Annotated in this window: 11 protein-coding genes; 5 read left to right on the forward strand and 6 right to left on the reverse strand. The window is 38.7% G+C overall.

The window, feature by feature from the left end:
- Window positions 1-44: 44 nt before the first annotated feature.
- The gene (locus ACST14_RS02000; protein ID WP_459460038.1) at window positions 45-2,333 is read right to left on the reverse strand and encodes a DUF5686 family protein; all 2,289 of its coding nucleotides are present in this window, start codon (window positions 2,331-2,333) and stop codon (window positions 45-47) included.
- Window positions 2,334-2,513: 180 nt separating this feature from the next.
- On the opposite strand from ACST14_RS02000, the gene ACST14_RS02005 reads away from it, so the two are divergent.
- The 3 genes from ACST14_RS02005 to ACST14_RS02015 all read left to right on the forward strand — a co-directional run bounded on the left by ACST14_RS02005 (window position 2,514) and on the right by ACST14_RS02015 (window position 6,414).
- A complete protein-coding gene (locus ACST14_RS02005; RefSeq protein WP_459460040.1) occupies window positions 2,514-4,778 on the forward strand; it encodes an aconitate hydratase in 2,265 nt (754 codons plus the stop codon).
- A 66-nt stretch (window positions 4,779-4,844) separates the two neighbouring features.
- Window positions 4,845-5,786, forward strand: coding sequence for a ribose-phosphate pyrophosphokinase (locus ACST14_RS02010; RefSeq protein WP_459460042.1), 942 nt, complete (start codon window positions 4,845-4,847; stop codon window positions 5,784-5,786).
- A gap of 61 nt (window positions 5,787-5,847) precedes the next feature.
- The gene (locus ACST14_RS02015) at window positions 5,848-6,414 is read left to right on the forward strand and encodes a 50S ribosomal protein L25/general stress protein Ctc (protein WP_459460044.1); all 567 of its coding nucleotides are present in this window, start codon (window positions 5,848-5,850) and stop codon (window positions 6,412-6,414) included.
- An 81-nt stretch (window positions 6,415-6,495) separates the two neighbouring features.
- Here the strand turns inward: ACST14_RS02015 and ACST14_RS02020 are convergent, their stop codons facing one another.
- Both ACST14_RS02020 and ACST14_RS02025 read right to left on the reverse strand, forming a co-directional pair.
- A complete protein-coding gene (locus tag ACST14_RS02020) occupies window positions 6,496-8,676 on the reverse strand; it encodes a sodium-translocating pyrophosphatase (RefSeq protein WP_459460046.1) in 2,181 nt (726 codons plus the stop codon).
- A gap of 66 nt (window positions 8,677-8,742) precedes the next feature.
- Window positions 8,743-11,274, reverse strand: coding sequence for a DUF5686 and carboxypeptidase regulatory-like domain-containing protein (locus ACST14_RS02025; protein ID WP_459460048.1), 2,532 nt, complete (start codon window positions 11,272-11,274; stop codon window positions 8,743-8,745).
- 125 nt (window positions 11,275-11,399) lie between these two features.
- Between ACST14_RS02025 and ACST14_RS02030 the strand changes: the two genes are divergently transcribed.
- Complete coding sequence (locus tag ACST14_RS02030; RefSeq protein WP_459460050.1) at window positions 11,400-12,563, forward strand: aspartate aminotransferase family protein; 1,164 nt, start codon at window positions 11,400-11,402, stop codon at window positions 12,561-12,563.
- 2 nt (window positions 12,564-12,565) lie between these two features.
- Here ACST14_RS02030 and trxA read toward each other — a convergent pair whose 3' ends face one another.
- From trxA to ACST14_RS02045, 3 genes are all read right to left on the reverse strand, one after another.
- Window positions 12,566-12,889: a thioredoxin gene (gene trxA / locus ACST14_RS02035; RefSeq protein WP_459460052.1), complete on the reverse strand. Its 324-nt coding sequence runs from the start codon at window positions 12,887-12,889 to the stop codon at window positions 12,566-12,568.
- 73 nt (window positions 12,890-12,962) lie between these two features.
- Complete coding sequence (dnaE, locus tag ACST14_RS02040) at window positions 12,963-16,529, reverse strand: DNA polymerase III subunit alpha (protein ID WP_459460054.1); 3,567 nt, start codon at window positions 16,527-16,529, stop codon at window positions 12,963-12,965.
- 6 nt (window positions 16,530-16,535) lie between these two features.
- The gene (locus ACST14_RS02045) at window positions 16,536-17,219 is read right to left on the reverse strand and encodes a DUF2461 domain-containing protein (protein WP_459460056.1); all 684 of its coding nucleotides are present in this window, start codon (window positions 17,217-17,219) and stop codon (window positions 16,536-16,538) included.
- A gap of 118 nt (window positions 17,220-17,337) precedes the next feature.
- Between ACST14_RS02045 and trpS the strand changes: the two genes are divergently transcribed.
- Complete coding sequence (trpS, locus tag ACST14_RS02050; protein ID WP_459460058.1) at window positions 17,338-18,309, forward strand: tryptophan--tRNA ligase; 972 nt, start codon at window positions 17,338-17,340, stop codon at window positions 18,307-18,309.
- Window positions 18,310-18,312: the final 3 nt, after the last annotated feature.

Consider the following 18,312-nt stretch of genomic DNA (forward strand, 5'->3'; position numbering starts at 1 on the left):
AATTTAACAAAGAGTTAAAAATTGCCGAAAGGCAAAAAAAAATATTAATCCGGAATATTTCCGATTCGAACCCGAGAATTAATATTCACTCTAAAACCAATGTAACTAAATTCACCATTGATAAAATTCGCGATTGCTTCTAATCGCAATATTTTAAAAACACCATCTAAGCCATAACCTATTTCATTATACAGTAAATTTTGATTTTGGACATAATTCACATTGGCTATTAAAACCTCTTTAACATATAACTTTTTCATTCCTATTAGCGGCTTTAACCACAGATTAGAAAACTGGAAAAAGCTTAAGGCTTCTACATAAGATCCGGCTGTCGAGTTAGCATAGTGATTCACATTTAGACGTTGATTAGACCCATTCGTTAAATTTTGATAATAACCGACTAAACGTTCAGAGGCTAACATTTCGCCTGCTTGTATCAAATTTAAGCTCCCGTTATAGTGTTTAAAATCTATAAAATACGCTGGTTTATTCCCAAAGAATGTTCCGGCATTAACCAAGAGTCCCATTTTAATCCAAGGGTTTAGTTCAATATTATGTAAATACGAAATCTCCACTTGATTAAAGTCAGTGCTAGATCCGTTCACATCCTTCCATCCTGCCCGGTATTTAGCTAATAAAAGGGGAGAAGATCCCCAATCTGTTAAGCGAGTATTAGCTCGATAACTTTGAGTCAACAAAGGTCTAAAACCTAGTTGTAATTGTGTTATGAATGATTTATGGGTAGCAAATCCGACCGTTCTATATTCTAAATTAGTAGGATTATTAGGTTGGTATTCCCGATTTAAAAAATTAATCCAATAATAATCAGTCGTATTATCCATTTGACTTCGCTCCGAATATTCCAACATTGATTTCAAGAAGAAGCGAGCAGAAAAACGCTTGGTAAAGTTTAAAGAGGTGAATTTTGACCTGTAAATCTTCATTTGATTATTTTTCAATAACAAAGTAGATAAGGAATTCATCTCTGGAGAAATCGTATTCTCGGGATTATATTGAGCAACAAAGTCCCCATTAGTTAGTAATAAATCAAATGAATCAGCTCGATAGCGCAATTTAACTAAACCAGAATTACGATTTATGCCAAAGGCTCTACGGCCTAAAACCTCTGCCTCTAACAGATGATAGCGTGACCACCGTTTCCGAAACACAAGCCCTGAGTTAGCCACAAAACCTTCTACCGTATTGAAATTCGAATCAAACACAGGCGACTTATAGTATATCTCAAAAGGATAAAAATCCTTTTTAAACTGACCAAAGAAAAAGGATTTACTCAGTATTAATTGAGACGGATTAAAGGGTGTTACGCTAAAACTATCAATCGCTACCTCTTTAGTTTTTAAATTAGGATCATTCGTAAAAAAGGATGGATCTAGGCTTGTACCCTTATTCATTCCTTTATAGTAAACCGAATCAATCATCAATAAATTAGAGGTGGGCCTTTGCTTCCATTTTCTCAATAATGAACCATGAAGATTAGTCAAAAACTGATTTGCAAACGTTTCATCAAAAGCGACTGCTGAAATATTTAATGTTTCCGTTGATTGGGATGGTTCAGAAAAAAGCGCAGTATCAAAAGTCCACTCTTCCGGTGATCCTACAGTTTCTTGCTCCCAAATATATTCCCCATCACTACCCAATAATCCTGCTACTAGTCGAATTTTACCCTTTTTAGGAATCCATTTTCCCTGAAAAGACTGATTAATTAGATCAAATTGATAGTCAATAGCATCAGCAAAAACGGCCCCTTCAAATCGTACAAGCCAACCCGCTTCATCTATCGTAAGTGTTCCTTTAAATAAGTGATCTCGCCTTAATTTAGGCTCTACCTGAAATTGCAGACAGGTTTTACCTTCTACTAGGGTATCGCCTTTAAAATTAAAATGATAGTATGTTTTAGCTTGGTAGCTTAGCGGTGATACACAAGATGTCCCCACATAATCCTGGTATAAATCAGGCCAAAGAAACAAAGTAGGTTTCGCATATTTCTTGTGAAAAGTTTGAACCGATTCAATACCATGTATAATTTGGTTGAGATGACCCACTTGAACTTCTGATATGGTCTGATTGCCATACCATTGACCCATTTGAATTCCTTCTTTAGCGGCTAATCGTTTGCGGGCTATCCCCACTACCTGATTAAAACGAGCTTTCTCTTGAACTTTAACTCTCATTTTAAAAGAGCCTATAGCTTTTCCGTGGTCTTCCGCTAAACGCAAAGCTTTATCTAAAACGGAGGCTGGAACAAGAGATTGCGCTTGAATTTCATTCTGTGAAAAATGAAAAAAACATCCAATCAAAAGGAATATTTTCAAAAAGTTCAAGCGGATGATATATTAAAATGTAAAAATAGTGCTATTTAAAATAGATAAAATCAAGCATTAAAACAAAGTTCTTAATAATTACTTAACAAAGGAAATGTTATCCTACAAATAGTGGCAAAATTGAAGCTAATCTATTAATTTTGTGAACATTTTTTACCAAACAATATTACCATGGCCTTTGACATTGAAATGATTAAAGCTGTTTACGATCGCATGCCGGCGCGCATTGCTGCTGCTCGTGCGTTAACAGGTAAACCGCTTACATTAACGGAGAAAATTCTATATAGCCATTTATGGGAAGGCACAGCCTCTACTGCTTATGCAAGAGGTGCTTCTTATGTAGATTTTGCACCTGACCGTGTGGCTATGCAAGATGCAACAGCTCAAATGGCCTTATTACAATTCATGCAAGCAGGACGCCCACAGGTGGCCGTTCCTTCTACAGTGCATTGTGATCACTTAATTGAAGCAAAAGTAGCCTCTACTACCGATTTAAAAGTAGCAGTAGATAAAAATAAAGAAGTTTACGACTTCTTATCGTCTGTTTCAGACAAATATGGTATCGGTTTCTGGAAACCAGGTGCAGGTATCATTCACCAAGTCGTATTAGAAAATTACGCTTTTCCAGGTGGCATGATGATTGGAACTGATTCACACACAGTTAATGCGGGTGGTTTAGGAATGATCGCCATCGGAGTGGGTGGAGCTGATGCTTGCGATGTTATGGCAGGTTTAGCTTGGGAATTAAAGTTCCCTAAATTGATTGGTGTTAAATTAACTGGTAAATTAAATGGTTGGACATCTGCTAAAGATGTTATCCTTAAGGTCGCTGGAATCTTAACGGTAAAAGGTGGAACTGGTGCCGTGGTTGAATATTTTGGCGAAGGTGCGACATCCATGTCTTGTACAGGTAAAGGAACCATTTGTAATATGGGTGCGGAAATCGGTGCCACGACATCTACGTTTGGTTATGATGCGTCCATGGCTCGTTATTTAGAGTCCACCGGTCGTGCAGATGTGGCAGCTTTAGCTAATGGAGTAAAAGAGCACTTAACAGCTGATCCTGAAGTATATGCTAACCCAGAAAAATACTTCGATCAAGTAATCGAAATTGATTTAGATACCTTAGAGCCACACTTGAATGGTCCTTTCACTCCAGATTTAGCTACGCCTATTTCTAAGATGAAAGAAATGGCTGAGAAAAACGGCTGGCCTACGAAAGTAGAGGTGGGTTTAATCGGATCATGTACGAACTCATCTTACGAAGACATCGCACGTGCAGCATCTTTGGCAAAACAAGTAGCTGCGAAAGGATTAAAAACAAAAGCTCAATTTACGATTACTCCTGGTTCTGAATTAGTTCGTTATACGATCGAGCGGGATGGTTTCATCGCGACATTTGATTCCATTGGTGCTACCGTATTCTCTAATGCGTGTGGACCCTGTATAGGACAATGGGCTCGCCCGGGTGCAGAAAAAGGAGAAAAGAATACAATTGTTCACTCTTTCAATAGAAACTTTGCAAAGCGTGCAGATGGTAACCCTAACACGTTTGCTTTCGTAGCATCTCCAGAAATGGTGACTGCCTTAGCGATCGCAGGTGATCTTACCTTCAACCCCTTAACGGATACCTTAACAAATGATAAAGGCGAACAAGTTAAATTAGACGCTCCTACAGGAGATGAATTACCGAAATTAGGATTCGCTGCTGAAGATGCTGGCTATCAAGCTCCAGCGGAAGACGGTTCAGGCGTTGAAGTAAAAGTTTCTGCTACTTCCGATCGTTTACAATTATTAGATCCATTCTCAGCATGGGAAGGATCTGATTTAAAAGGGTTAAAATTATTGATAAAGGCCAAAGGTAAATGTACTACGGATCATATTTCAATGGCAGGTCCTTGGTTAAAATACCGTGGTCACTTAGATAATATCTCTAATAACATGTTAATAGGGGCGCTTAACTTCTTCAATGAGAAGACAGATAACGTGAAGAACGCTTTAACAGGAGAATATGGTCCAGTTCCTGCTACACAACGTGCCTACAAAGCAGCGGGTGTAGGAACTATTGTGGTAGGGGATACCAACTACGGTGAAGGATCATCTCGCGAGCACGCAGCAATGGAACCACGTCACTTAGGTGTTCGTGCCGTTTTAGTCAAGTCATTCGCTCGTATACACGAAACAAATTTAAAAAAGCAGGGTATGTTAGCCTTAACCTTTACCAATGAAGCTGATTATGATAAAATTCAAGAAGATGATTCTATCAATATTATAGGTTTAGGAAGCTTTGCTCCAGAAAAATCCTTGACTATAGAGTTAGTTCACTCAAATGGTAGCACAGACAGTTTTGCTGTAAACCATACATATAATGAACAACAAATTGAATGGTTCAAAGCAGGTGGTGCCTTAAATATCATCCGTGCTTCCGTAAAATAATTTGAAATTGGGGCAAAATTGATTAATTTTGCCCTTTATTAAAAAAATAAGCCCTCTCAAAAACACATGGCAGCGATTAACGCAGTTAAAATATTTTCTGGTTCTGCTTCTAATTATTTAGCGAAAGATATTGCTAAGTTCTATGGAAAAGATTTGGGCGCTGTAACTACTTTAAAGTTCTCAGACGGTGAAATGTCACCCAGTTTTGATGAATCCGTACGTGGTTGCGATGTATTTATTATTCAGTCTACCTTCCCATCGGCGGATAATTTAATGGAGTTATTGTTAATGATCGATGCCGCTAGACGTGCATCTGCACATTATGTAACAGCTGTTATTCCTTACTTTGGGTATTCACGTCAAGATCGTAAAGATCGTCCACGTGTAGGTATTGGAGCAAAATTGATAGGTAATTTATTAACAGCAGCAGGAGCTGATCGTCTAATGACGATAGACTTACATGCTGGCCAAATCCAAGGATTCATGGACTTCCCGGTAGATCACCTAGAAGGTAATGCCATCTTTGTTCCCTATTTAAAGTCTTTAAATTTAGAAAACATCCTTTTCGCATCACCCGATGTGGGAGGTGTTGTTCGTACACGCAACATGGCTAAATTCTTCAATGCGGAGATGGTTATTTGCGATAAGCACCGTAAACGTGCTAATGAAATTGCCTCCATGCAATTAATTGGAGACGTGAAAGGTTCAGATGTGATATTAGTCGATGACTTAATTGATACCGGAGGTACTTTGTGTAAAGCGGCTCAATTAATTATGGATAAAGGAGCAAATTCAGTAAGGGCGGTTGTCACCCACCCGGTTTTATCAGGAAAAGCGTATGAAAACATTTCTAATTCTGTTTTAACGGAATTATTAGTGACTGATACAATTCCTTCTAAACAAGCTTGTGACAAAATAAAGATTCTTTCGGTAGCTGAGCTTTTTGCGAAGGCGATCGGACGTATCCGTGATCACGAATCTATCAGTTCATTATTTATTAAATATTAATTTCAACCGGTTCTAGGGGATAGCCTTTGTGCGAAAGACTAGAAGCATTAACAAAAACAAGATGAAAAAATTAGAGATTGTAGGGTTTAAAAGAGCGAATCTCGGTACGAAGAGCGCGAATGATTTACGCAACGAAGCTTTAGCACCATGTGTATTGTACGGTGGTTCTGAGCAAGTTCATTTCGCTGTTCCAATGATCCTTTTCCGTGAATTATTATATTCTGCGGATGTGTACGAAGTTGAATTAAACATTGAGGGTACGAAATACCGTGCTATCTTACAAGATTCACAGTTTCACCCAGTGAACGAGATGATCTACCACGTAGACTTCTTAGAAATTCAAAAAGGTAAAGCAATCAAAATTGCTGTACCTATTAAAGTAGTTGGAAATTCTCCAGGCGTTATCAAAGGGGGTAAAATGGTGCAAAAATTACGTAAAGTTACTTTACGTGGTCAAGCAGAAAATATTCCTGATTTCGTAACAATTGATATTTCTGGTTTGGACTTAGGTCAAACAGTTAAAGTAAACAAATTACAGGTAGAAGGATGTGAGATCTTAAATCCAATATCTAATCCCGTAGCAACAATCGAAATCCCAAGAGCATTAAGAGGTAAAATAACTGCTTAATTTCTTAAAGGAAATCCAGATTGATAGATAAAGAAAAAGCCCCGCAATTGCGGGGCTTTTTTTATGCCTTGTGAATAAGGATTATTTCTTAGCTACTATCGACTTAACAATAGGAGCCTTTTCGATCTTCGCTGCATGATTACTATCACCTACGTGAATGTAAGGTGCAATAACTAAGGATACGATTGACATCAATTTAATCAAAATGTTCATAGAAGGACCTGAGGTATCTTTGAAAGGATCACCCACCGTGTCACCTGTTACAGCAGCCTTGTGAGGCTCAGAACCTTTCTTATAAGTTTGACCATCAATCAATACACCTTTCTCAAATGATTTCTTAGCGTTATCCCAAGCTCCACCTGCGTTTGATTGGAAAATACCCATCAATACACCTGAAACAGTTACACCGGCTAATAAACCTCCTAAAACTTCAGGTCCCATAGTGAAACCAACAATTACTGGAACAGTAAGAGCGATAGCACCTGGAAGAATCATTTGACGAATAGAAGCCTCTGTGGAGATAGCTACACATTTTTCATATTCTGGTTTTGCTTTGTATTCCATGATACCTGGGATCTCACGGAACTGACGACGAACTTCGTTCACCATTTCCATTGCCGCTTTACCTACCGCAGAAATACATAAGGCAGAGAATATGAATGGAATCATTCCTCCAACGAATAAACCTGCTAATACATTCGCTTTATAAATATCAATAGCTGTAATGCCAGATATGCCTACGAAAGCGCCAAACAAGGCTAATGAAGTCAAGGCTGCAGACGCAATCGCAAAACCTTTACCTGTAGCCGCTGTAGTGTTACCTACTGCATCTAAATTATCTGTACGCTCACGAACTTCCGAAGGCAATTGAGCCATTTCAGCGATACCACCCGCATTATCAGCAATAGGACCAAAAGCGTCAATAGCTAATTGCATAGCTGTTGTAGCCATCATACCAGCTGCAGCAATGGAAACACCATATATACCAGCAAAGTGGTAAGAACCGATAATACCAGCCGCTAAAACTAAAATAGGCAATACCGTGGATTCCATACCTACCGCTAAACCACCAATAATGTTAGTTGCATGACCAGTACCTGATTTTTGAACAATTGAATCCACAGGACGTTTTCCCATTGCAGTATAATATTCCGTAATGATGGACATTAAAGTTCCCACAACTAGACCTACAATAATTGCATAGAAGACATCCATCGAAGTAAATGTAGTACCACGAAGCGTTAAAGAATCAGGTAAGATATTCTTTACTAAGAAATAAGATGTCACGAATGTGATAGCAATAGACGTATAATTACCTACGTTTAACGCATTTTGAACAGAGGCTGTTTCGCTAGATATACGAACAAAGAACGTACTTACTAAAGAGGCAATTAAACCTACACCTGCAATTAACATTGGTAATAAAACAGGGGAGAAGCCGCCATAATTATCTGCCACAGAAATTTCTTGGCCTAAAACCATCGTTGCAAGGATTGTAGCTACATAAGAACCAAATAAATCAGCACCCATACCGGCCACATCACCTACGTTATCACCCACGTTATCCGCAATAGTAGCCGGATTACGTACATCATCTTCAGGAATACCTGCTTCTACTTTACCTACTAAGTCAGCACCTACGTCGGCTGCTTTCGTATAAATACCACCACCCACACGAGCAAATAAAGCAATAGACTCAGCTCCTAAGGAGAAACCAGCTAATACCTCGATTGCCGTTCTCATCTCCATTGATGTCAAAGCTTTGCCTTCAGCAAAATATTGATAGAAAGCAATGAACAAGCCACCAAGACCTAAAATAGCTAAACCAGCAACTCCCATTCCCATCACGGATCCACCAGTAAAAGAAACATTCAAAGCTTTAGCTAAAGAAGTTCTAGCGGCTTCAGCCGTACGAACGTTCGCCTTTGTAGCGACGATCATACCGATATAACCAGCCGTTGCTGAAAATACAGCACCGATTAAAAAAGCAACTGCAATTAAAGGAGAGGAATGAATCGGATTTTCCGGAGTTCCTTCTTGAGTACCTAACCAAGCTAAAAGAATAGCCGTAGGAATAGCGAAATAAGTCAAAATTTTCCATTCTGCTTTTAAGAAGGCAATCGCACCATCAGCGATATAACCAGCCAACTCCTGCATTTTTTCGTTACCAGCATCCTGTTTAGACACCCAGTTAAATTTCCATGCTGTGTACAGCAATCCCACTATACCAAAAGCAGGAACTAAGTAAACAATTTGATTCATAAAGGTTAATTTAGATTATACTCAAAAAATTTAGCACAATTTAGGTAAAAAGGTGCAAATAAACAATTAGAATGGCAATCTGACGAGAACTTTCCATTTTTCAGGCACTACAGAACCTATAGGGTAGACTAAAACTATTCCCAATATTTTGCCAATTCCCGTCAATCCATAACTAATCTCTTGGTAATTAATTACTTGAGAGCTTACTGACGTTTGAAGATAGGCATATCCAACCTTCTCTTTCAAGCCATATAGAGATAAAAGGGCGTTTTGGGTAAGGATGAATTTACGCGGCTCCCAAGATAGAATTGCCTTGAAATAACCATTCGGATTAGATAGTTGATAATAGGGTAGTGCTAAAAAATCTGTTTGACCCGAAACTACATTCACTTCATTTCCTTTAAAATGCTGATAATCAAGTAATATAGATGGTTTATTTATAAAATGAGCTCCTGAAATTCGGTAATTTAGATCTCCCCAATTAGCCAAAGAAATGCTTTGGCTAATCTGAAAGGATAACCTAGAGTAGGCATAATCCCCTCCAGCCTTCTCCATGTTTAGCATAAAAGTAGGTCCTAATTCATTAGAAAGCCGTCTTGCACCATTAAATCTCCGCCAAGATGCCAAGGGCTGAAAACGCAAACGAATAGCAGCAAATAATTGACTATTGGCCGCAAATGAATCCCCATTACTTTCAAAGGTTCGTTCTTTAAAAAAGAATCCAGTAGACTCATGATTAACTAAACTTGATCTATTGCGATATTCTAACGTGGAGGAAACATTCCATTTAGCATTTAATTGATAGGAATAAAAAGCTTGAATAAAATCCTTTTGATAAAGCTTCAAGTAATTTTGAGACAAGAAAAGGGCATAAATTAAATTGACAGAAGAGGATATTGGTTCTGTATTATTAATCTGGAGAACACTTGATCCTCCTGAAAAACGAATTCTCTGTCTATTTTCATCCCAATTTCGTTCTGCATAAACAGACCCATTCCATGCCTTTCTCGAAAATGCATATTGAATATTCAGTCCCGTTCCCCAATAATCAGCAAGCTTATAAGTAAAACGGTAATCAACAGATCGGCCTAAACTAGCTCCATCCACCGCATTATAACCTGACTCAAAACCACTGACTGACAAACGAGCCCCTAAACCCTTTAGACCATAAGAATAAGTTCTTGCATTAAAAATATCTCCATAGCGGAATCGGGGTAATGCATTTACAGAATCTTTTAATCGTTTTTTATCGTCTTGAACATACAGACTATCCGCTTCTTTATATCCCTTCACCTCCGCCTCTGTTAATGGCACTTGTCTTTCCGAGGCCCAAAATTCTTCTTTTTTAGTGGAAGCCGTAGAATCCACCGTAAATGTATAATCGGAGCTAAACTCTTCTTTTACTTCCTTTTTTTCTTCCTTATCTAATTCTTTAAGCACCTTTTTTAACTTTTTACGTGTTATATCTGAGCTTAAGGCCAATTTAGGCGTAGCAATTTTTTCTTTATTTATTTCCTTCGCCCAATCTTTGTGTAATCGCTCCTCTATAATGGTTGGTTTAACTACATAAGCAGGATTTACTTTAATTGAGTATTCCTTCACTTGCGTGATGTAACGAAAAGTAGCACCAAATCCCATCGCCTCAAAATTGACATTCACATCATAATTAATGGGCATCCAAACACCTTGAAAAAGTGCATTCTGTTGCTGAAACGTATAATATCCTTGTGAATTTCGGAAAGCTAAACTAAATGAATAGATGCTCCAGGTATCTTCCACTATGGATAAAGTTCCTTCAAATAAATCAGACGAAGCTGACTTAGGTCTAACCTGTATTTTAGAAACGGTTTGCCCATTCAGTTGAAAACTACCTAAGTAAGCAAAAGTATAAAAAGAAAATGCGGAGGGTGAAATGGGACTAATTAAGGAAAACCAAACCTTAGGTTGATAAAAATTCGTTTGAGTAATGCGCAGATTAGGCGCTCCTGAATTTTTAATCACAGAAGGAAGGTTATTGCGATTTGATAATACCTTTTCCTCTATTTTGTTTGGTTTAGTATAAGTGATCTGATTAATTCCTTCTAATACATAAGTGGAACCTACCTTGATTCCAGCTTCCTTTTCCATCTTCTTTCCCACAAGGGCATTCATCACTTTAGAGATAGAGGTAATTTTACCGGCTCCTTTTACATAACCTTTGGCAGAATACCGATCTATCTCTTTTAAATGAAAAGGTGCCATTGAAATCATGCGGCGCATCATACCTATGGCAGGATCTTCTTTTAAACCACCCACATTCACGTCCTGTAATGTGATGGCTTCCTCGGATAAAACAACGTCTAAGGAAACATCACCTGATATGATCAAGCGATGCAATTTAGGTGTATGACCGAGAAATCGAAAAACAACTTCATGCTCGCCCTTTGGTAATGTTAAGGCATATTTCCCATCTTCATTCGCCAGCGTACCTCTATTCAAATCATTCACCCAAATAGTTGCAAAAGGCATCAATTCGCCCTTATTGGAACGTACTATACCACTAAGTGTTTGGGCATGAAGGCCCATACTACAACAAAGAAATAGGAAGAAAATTTTCATCGACCAAAATTACGCGAAACGCCCTAAACAAAATGATAAATTTTATAAACGGCAGACGATTAACGATAATTAACGTAATTTTGTGATGTATGGAATTCACGCATCGACAGCTTTTTCAGAAATTTATGGCTCCTACATCTGATGCGCCATTGGCCTTAGAAATAGCCAGGGCTAAAGGAGTGTATCTTTATGATTCAACAGGAAAATCTTATATCGATTTAATTTCAGGTATTGCTGTTTCCAATGTAGGCCATTGTAATCCTGCCGTCGTAAAAGCGATTAAAGACCAGGTGGATGCCTACATGCATTTAATGGTCTATGGGGAATACATCCAAAGTCCGCAAGTACAACTTGCCCATGCACTGGTTGAATCAACAGGCACAACCCACCTAAATCAAGTCTATTTCACGAACTCAGGAACAGAAGCGGTAGAAGGTGCGATGAAACTAGCGAAGCGTTATACAGGCAGAACCGAGTTTATTTCCTGTTTCAATGCTTACCATGGCGCCAGTCAGGGCGCATTATCAATCGCTGGGGATGAGAATTTCAAAAATGCTTTCAGACCCTTATTACCAGATATTCGCCATATTCACCACGGTTGTATAGCTAATCTGTCTAAAATAACTCCGAAAACGGCCGCTGTCATTATTGAGATTGTAGCAGGGGAGGCCGGAATAAAAACAGCATCACCTAGCTACTTCCAAGCCTTGCGCAAACGTTGTAACGCAACGGGATCCTTATTAATTGTAGATGAAATCCAATCTGGATTTGGAAGAACAGGCACTTTCTGGGCTTTTCAAGCCATGGACATTATCCCGGATATTTTACTTACAGCTAAAGGAATGGGAGGCGGAATGCCCATAGGTGCGTTCTTAGCAAACGATGAGGTAATGAAAACCTTGAGTTTTGAGCCAGTTTTGGGTCACATTACTACTTTTGGGGGGCATCCGGTATCCTGTGCTGCATCATTAGCTACCTTACACTACATTCAAGAGGAAGGATTAATGGATCAAATTCCAGCTAAAAACGATCTTTTCAAGAGTTTATTAAAACACCCCATCATTCACGAGGTACGCGGCATCGGATTCATGCTAGCAGTCGAAATGAAGGATTTTAAAACGGTCAAAGCCGTCATAGATGAATGCATTCAGCAGGGATTGATCACCGATTGGTTCTTATTCTGCGATAATTCACTTCGTATTGCTCCTCCATTAACGATTACAGAGGAGGAAATAAAAATAGCCTGCAACATCTTGTTACAGGCTATGGATAAGATCTACGCGCTATAAAATTAAGCGTGCTTCAATAAAGTTTCAGCTAAAACAGACTTCGGGATATTTCCTCCTACAAGACGCTCTACCATTTCACCGTTCTTAAACACCATTAAAGTAGGAATAGAACGAATACCTAAAGAAGCTGGTACCGCTGAATTTTGATCTACATTCATTTTAGCTACAATAGCTTGACCTTCTACATCTCCAGCTAACTCCTCTACAATCGGTCCGATCATCTTACATGGGCCACACCATTCTGCCCAAAAATCTACTAAAACTGGTGTATCAGTGCCTATTAACTCTTGAAAATTAGCATCTGTTGCCTCTACGTATTTTCCCATTGTTTGATATATTTTATAAAATTCAAAATTAAAACAAAACCCGGATAAGAATTAGTTCCAGGTCAAAAAATATTTAAGAAATTAATCTAAAGCCCACATGTTCAAGTTCTCTAAGTTCTGAAATCAGTCCCTTCGTGATGGAAACCTGCATTTTACGAGAAAGAAAATCCATTCCTACTTTTTCTTGCTCATCAAAAACTTCAATCGTTAATTTCTTTTCTCCCTTATTTCGCTCTAAAGTTTCTTGCAATAGATCCAAAAAGCCTGTATTTAAGCGATTCAAGTCTAAGCGCAATTTGATTTCTTTCGTACGATCACTTAAAATTTCGGACAATAATTCAATAGACTGGATCTTGAAAACCATTTGATCCATGTGGCGATTCTTTAATTGATACGAACCATTAATGTACAAAAGTCGATCTAGGGCAATAAAACGTTCAAATTGAATATAATCTTTCGAAAATAGCGCGAATTCATAATTACCAGCATAATCCTCGATGGTAAAAATCATAAATTGATTTCCATTTGCAGAGGTCCGCACATTTACTTTAGTCACGATACCGGCAAAGGATTGAGCTATATTAGGACGGGCTTCTAACTGACCTGTAGTAGAATTACAAAAATTAGAGATTTCTGTTTTGTAGTCGTCTAATGGATGACCCGAAATATAAACGCCCACTACTTCCTTCTCATTTTTCAATTGCTCCATGACAGACCATGGCTCAGATGTCGGAATGCGAGGTTTTGCTATGTCATTTCCAGTTCCTGCCCCTAATTCTCCAAATAAAGAAGCCGTCGCCGATGCCTTCAATTCACTTATTTTAGAGGCAAACCGAACAATTTTTTCAATAAAGTTGGTATTATCTTGTGGATCCACCGAAAAATAATGTGAACGTTGGACCTCAGGGAAGCAATCAAAAGCACCTGCAAAAGCAAGGGATTCTAAACTCTTCTTGTTGACTTGCCTTACATTAACGCGGGAGACAAAATCATAAATATCTTTGTATTCGCCATTTTTCAGACGTTCTTCTACAATCGCATCGACTGCTGCTTCACCCACTCCTTTAATAGCGGCTAAACCAAAACGTATTTGGCCTTTCTTATTGACCGCAAAAGAGCGAGACGATTCATTCACATCAGGAACCAGCAGACTTAAGCCCATTCGCTTACACTCATCCATAAAGAAAGTGATCTTCTCAATGTTCCCTAATGAATTCGAAAGTACCGCCGACATAAATTCAGGAGGATAGTTAGCTTTCAAGTACATAGTTTGATAAGCCACTAAACCATAGCAAGTTGAGTGCGATTTGTTAAAGGCATATTGAGCAAATGCTTCCCAGTCAGTCCAAATTTTGTCTAGCTTATCAACCGGGTGATTATTCGCTGCGCCGCCTTCCATAAACTTGCCCTTCATCTTATCAATGGTAGGCTTGTCCTTCTTACCCATGGCCTTACGAAGCACATCGGCATCTCCTTTAGTAAAATTGGCAATCTTCTGGGAAAGAAGCATTACTTGCTCTTGGTAGACCGTAATACCATACGTATCACTTAAATACTCTTCCATTACCGGCAAATCGTATTCAATCTTCTCCCTACCGTGTTTACGAGCGATGTAATTAGGAATATATACCATCGGCCCTGGACGGAACAAAGCGTTCATCGCAATTAAATCCGAGAACTGATCGGGTTTAAGATCCCGTAAGTGCTTCTGCATTCCTGGGGATTCAAACTGGAAAGTACCGTTCGTTTCCGCTCTTTGGTATAACTCATACGTAATCTGATCATCCAGCGGTAAATCATCTAAAATGATCGTCTCATTATGATTTTGCTTAATTAAGCGAACCGCTTCTTTTAAAATGGAAAGGGTTTTAAGCCCTAAAAAGTCCATCTTTATCACACCCGCATTCTCAATCACCGATCCATCATACTGGGTAATTAGGAGATTAACATCTTTAGAAGTGGCAACGGGTAATATATCCGTTAAATCCGATGGCGCAATGATAATACCCGCTGCATGTATACCTGTACCACGTACAGAACCTTCTAAAACGAGCGCATTCTCTATTACTGTAGCTGGTAATCCACCAGCTCCTTTAATACGACGAAGCTCTTTCACTTGTTCTAATTCCTCCGAATTCAAACCTTCCTTATCAGCTAAACTCTTATCACCAGTTAGTGCCGCATTAAATATGCGTTCTAAGGTAATTTTAGGTTTATCTGGGACAAGTTTGGCTAACGCATTGGATTCCTGCAAGGGGAGGTCTAAAACGCGAGAAACGTCCTTAATAGACATTTTAGCCGCCATTGTGCCATAAGTAGCAATATGTGCTACTTGGTTTTTTCCGTATTTATCGACCACATAGTCGATGACTTTTTGACGTCCCTCATCGTCAAAATCCGTATCAATATCGGGTAAAGACTTCCGATCTGGATTCAAGAAACGCTCAAAAAGGAGATTATATTTTATAGGATCAATATTCGTAATTCCCAAACAATAAGCCACTACTGATCCAGCCGCTGATCCACGACCTGGCCCTACATAAACACCTAAATCACGTCCTGCTTGAATAAAATCAGCTACAATCAAGAAATAGCCAGCGAAACCCATTGTCTTAATCGTATACAATTCGAAACGCAATCGCTCCTCGACTACCTGATCAATATCGACATAGCGTTTCTTTGCGCCTTCCATCGATAAATGCTCTAGGAAATCATCTTGATTTAAGAAAGTGGATGGTATTTGAAAATTAGGTAATAAAACATCCTTCTCTAGCTTCAACGTTTCCACTTTTCCCACCACCTCATTCGTATTATCTATAGCCTCAGGAATATGTGACCAAAGCTTCGTCATCTCCTCCGTTGTCTTAAAGTAGAATTGATCATTATAGAAAGCAAAACGCTTTCCCTTCATGTCAAAATCGCCTTCAATATCTTTAAATGTAGGAGTAGCCTGTTTTTCGCCTGTATTAATACAAAGCAAAATATCATGTGCATTAGCGTCTTTTTGGTCCAAATAATGACTATCATTCGACGCAATCACCTTTACATTATACTTCTTAGCGAATCGTAATAAAACCTCATTAACCGTTTGCTGCTCCGGAATAAAATGATTTTGAACCTCGATATAATAATCTTCGCCAAATAAATCTAACCACCATTTAAACTCCTTTTCAGCAGCCTCTTCACCGTCCCGCAAAATAGCCTGAGGCACCGAGGCACCTAAGCAACAAGTCGTAGCGATTAATCCTTTGTGGTATTTTAAAACGAGTTCCTTGTCTATTCGAGGGTATTTAGAATACATTCCCTCCATGAAACCTAAAGAACTTAATTTGACCAAATTCTGGTAACCCTCTGGATTCTTAGCTAAAAACAACTGATGGTAGCGCTTATCCTTTAAGTCTTTTGTAAAAACCTGCTTATGACGATCATTGACTAGATAAAACTCACAACCCACAATCGGTTTTACACCCTGCTTAGCTGCTTCCGCCACAAATTGAAATACACCAAACATATTTCCATGATCCGTAATCGCTACCGCCGGCATATTATCTTCTTTCGCCTTTTTAAATAAAGACGAAATCTTAGACGCACCGTCTAAAAGTGAAAACTGGGAATGGTTGTGCAAATGCGAAAATTGCATAGGGTATTATTCTTTTATAAAGGGTTCTTTTTCAAAAAATACAGCATTCATGAAATCCAAATAAGGTTTTAAAACCTTCGCATCAGAAATCAGCTGTTGAGTAAAAGCAGGGTTACAGACATCTTCATCTGTATATTTCTTCCAAAAAAACAATTGTTTCTTCTTCAATAAATCCGCATCTGCATGTTCTGGATCAAATCCTTTCGGAATTCTTACTAAACTTTCACCTATAGGTTCTCCAAAGACGTTAGCAAACTTCTTATCAGAAATAATTTTACGTAAACCATTTGCATTATAATCTACCTCTTGACGATAGGCCGCTAGTTGTTCTGGGCTAGGAGAATACATCCCGCCACCTAAAAATGAGGCTCCATTCGGCTCAATATGTATATAATAGTCCATTAATCCGGACTTGCGCCCACCTTCCGAAAAACTAGCAGAGAACCAAGTCTTATAAGGTTCTTTATTTTTAGAGAATCGAACGTCCCGATAAATGCGGTAGGAGCAGTGCTTTAATAGCACCCCATCCATATTCTCAAAATCAGCAAACTCGGAAATCAATTGAGTAGTCCACGTATCAAATCCTTTTTTCTCTTTTTCATAAACCACCTTATTTTCAGCAAACCATTCCCGTGAATTATTCACACGAAGGTCACGCAAAAAGGCCAAAAGGCTCAGGGAAAGAGACATGAAATAAGGGATGAAAATGTAAAAACGAATTTAGCGAATTTAGCTCGAATGCCCAAGCGCAAATCCTTTGGAGTTACGGTCTATTTTATTGATTTTTGCATAAAATATAATTAAAGCTATGCGGATATTAACGGGCATACAAGCCTCAGGAAAGCCCCATTTAGGAAATATATTAGGTGCCATCATGCCTGCGATTGAACTTTCAAAGCAAGTAGGGAATGAATCTTTTTTATTTATCGCGGATTTACACACCTTGACTTCCTTAAAAGACGGCGATAGTATTCGTAGTAACACCTTGTCGATTGCGGCAGCTTGGTTAGCCTTTGGCTTTGACACAGAAAAAAATTACTTCTACCGTCAATCCCAATTAGCCCCTTACCACACCGAATTAATGTGGTATTTAAATTGCTTCACGCCATTCCCGATGCTGGCAAATGCACATAGCTTTAAAGATAAATCTGATAAATTATCAGATGTTAATGCGGGTCTATTTACTTACCCTGTTTTACAGGCAGCGGACATTGTTTTATACGATGCACATATTATTCCGGTAGGTAAGGACCAAAGACAACACATCGAAATGACCCGTGACATCGCGAATTCCGTGAATAAGCGATATAATAAAGACATTTTCGTTTTACCAGAAGCGCGAATCAATGAAGATGTAATGACCATTCCAGGCCTAGATGGGGCTAAAATGAGCAAGTCATTAAATAACTACATTGATATTTTCTTACCAGAAAAGGATTTATTAAAGCAGATAAAGAAAATTGTCACCGACACGACACCTTTAGAGCATCCTAAGGATCCGTCCACCGATATTACCTTCAAACTATATCAATTAATGGCTTCTCCTACGCAGGTTGCAGAAATGCGTGCTAATTATGAAGCAGGAGGCTATGGGTATGGACATGCAAAACAAGCCTTACACGAACTAATGCTCGACTATTTTAAAGATGCGAGAGAGAAGTTTGACTATTTCATTGCCCACCCAGAAATCATTGAAGAAAAACTGGCGATAGGCGAGCAGAAGGTAAAACCGATTGCAGAAGCTACTATCAAACGTATCAGATCTGAATTTAAATTCTAATCT

The organism is Aquirufa sp. A-Brett2-15D, assembly GCF_054558735.1.

Bases quoted from the DNA above. Each gene is read 5' to 3' on its own strand.
- ACST14_RS02025 (WP_459460048.1), bottom strand. From the start codon at position 11,274: ATGAAAATTTTCTTCCTATTTCTTTGTTGTAGTATGGGCCTTCATGCC.
- ACST14_RS02010 (WP_459460042.1), top strand. From the start codon at position 4,845: ATGGCAGCGATTAACGCAGTTAAAATATTTTCTGGTTCTGCTTCTAAT.
- ACST14_RS02015 (WP_459460044.1), top strand. From the start codon at position 5,848: ATGAAAAAATTAGAGATTGTAGGGTTTAAAAGAGCGAATCTCGGTACG.
- ACST14_RS02020 (WP_459460046.1), bottom strand. From the start codon at position 8,676: ATGAATCAAATTGTTTACTTAGTTCCTGCTTTTGGTATAGTGGGATTG.
- ACST14_RS02030 (WP_459460050.1), top strand. From the start codon at position 11,400: ATGGCTCCTACATCTGATGCGCCATTGGCCTTAGAAATAGCCAGGGCT.
- trpS (WP_459460058.1), top strand. From the start codon at position 17,338: ATGCGGATATTAACGGGCATACAAGCCTCAGGAAAGCCCCATTTAGGA.
- ACST14_RS02005 (WP_459460040.1), top strand. From the start codon at position 2,514: ATGGCCTTTGACATTGAAATGATTAAAGCTGTTTACGATCGCATGCCG.
- dnaE (WP_459460054.1), bottom strand. From the start codon at position 16,529: ATGCAATTTTCGCATTTGCACAACCATTCCCAGTTTTCACTTTTAGAC.
- ACST14_RS02045 (WP_459460056.1), bottom strand. From the start codon at position 17,219: ATGTCTCTTTCCCTGAGCCTTTTGGCCTTTTTGCGTGACCTTCGTGTG.
- trxA (WP_459460052.1), bottom strand. From the start codon at position 12,889: ATGGGAAAATACGTAGAGGCAACAGATGCTAATTTTCAAGAGTTAATA.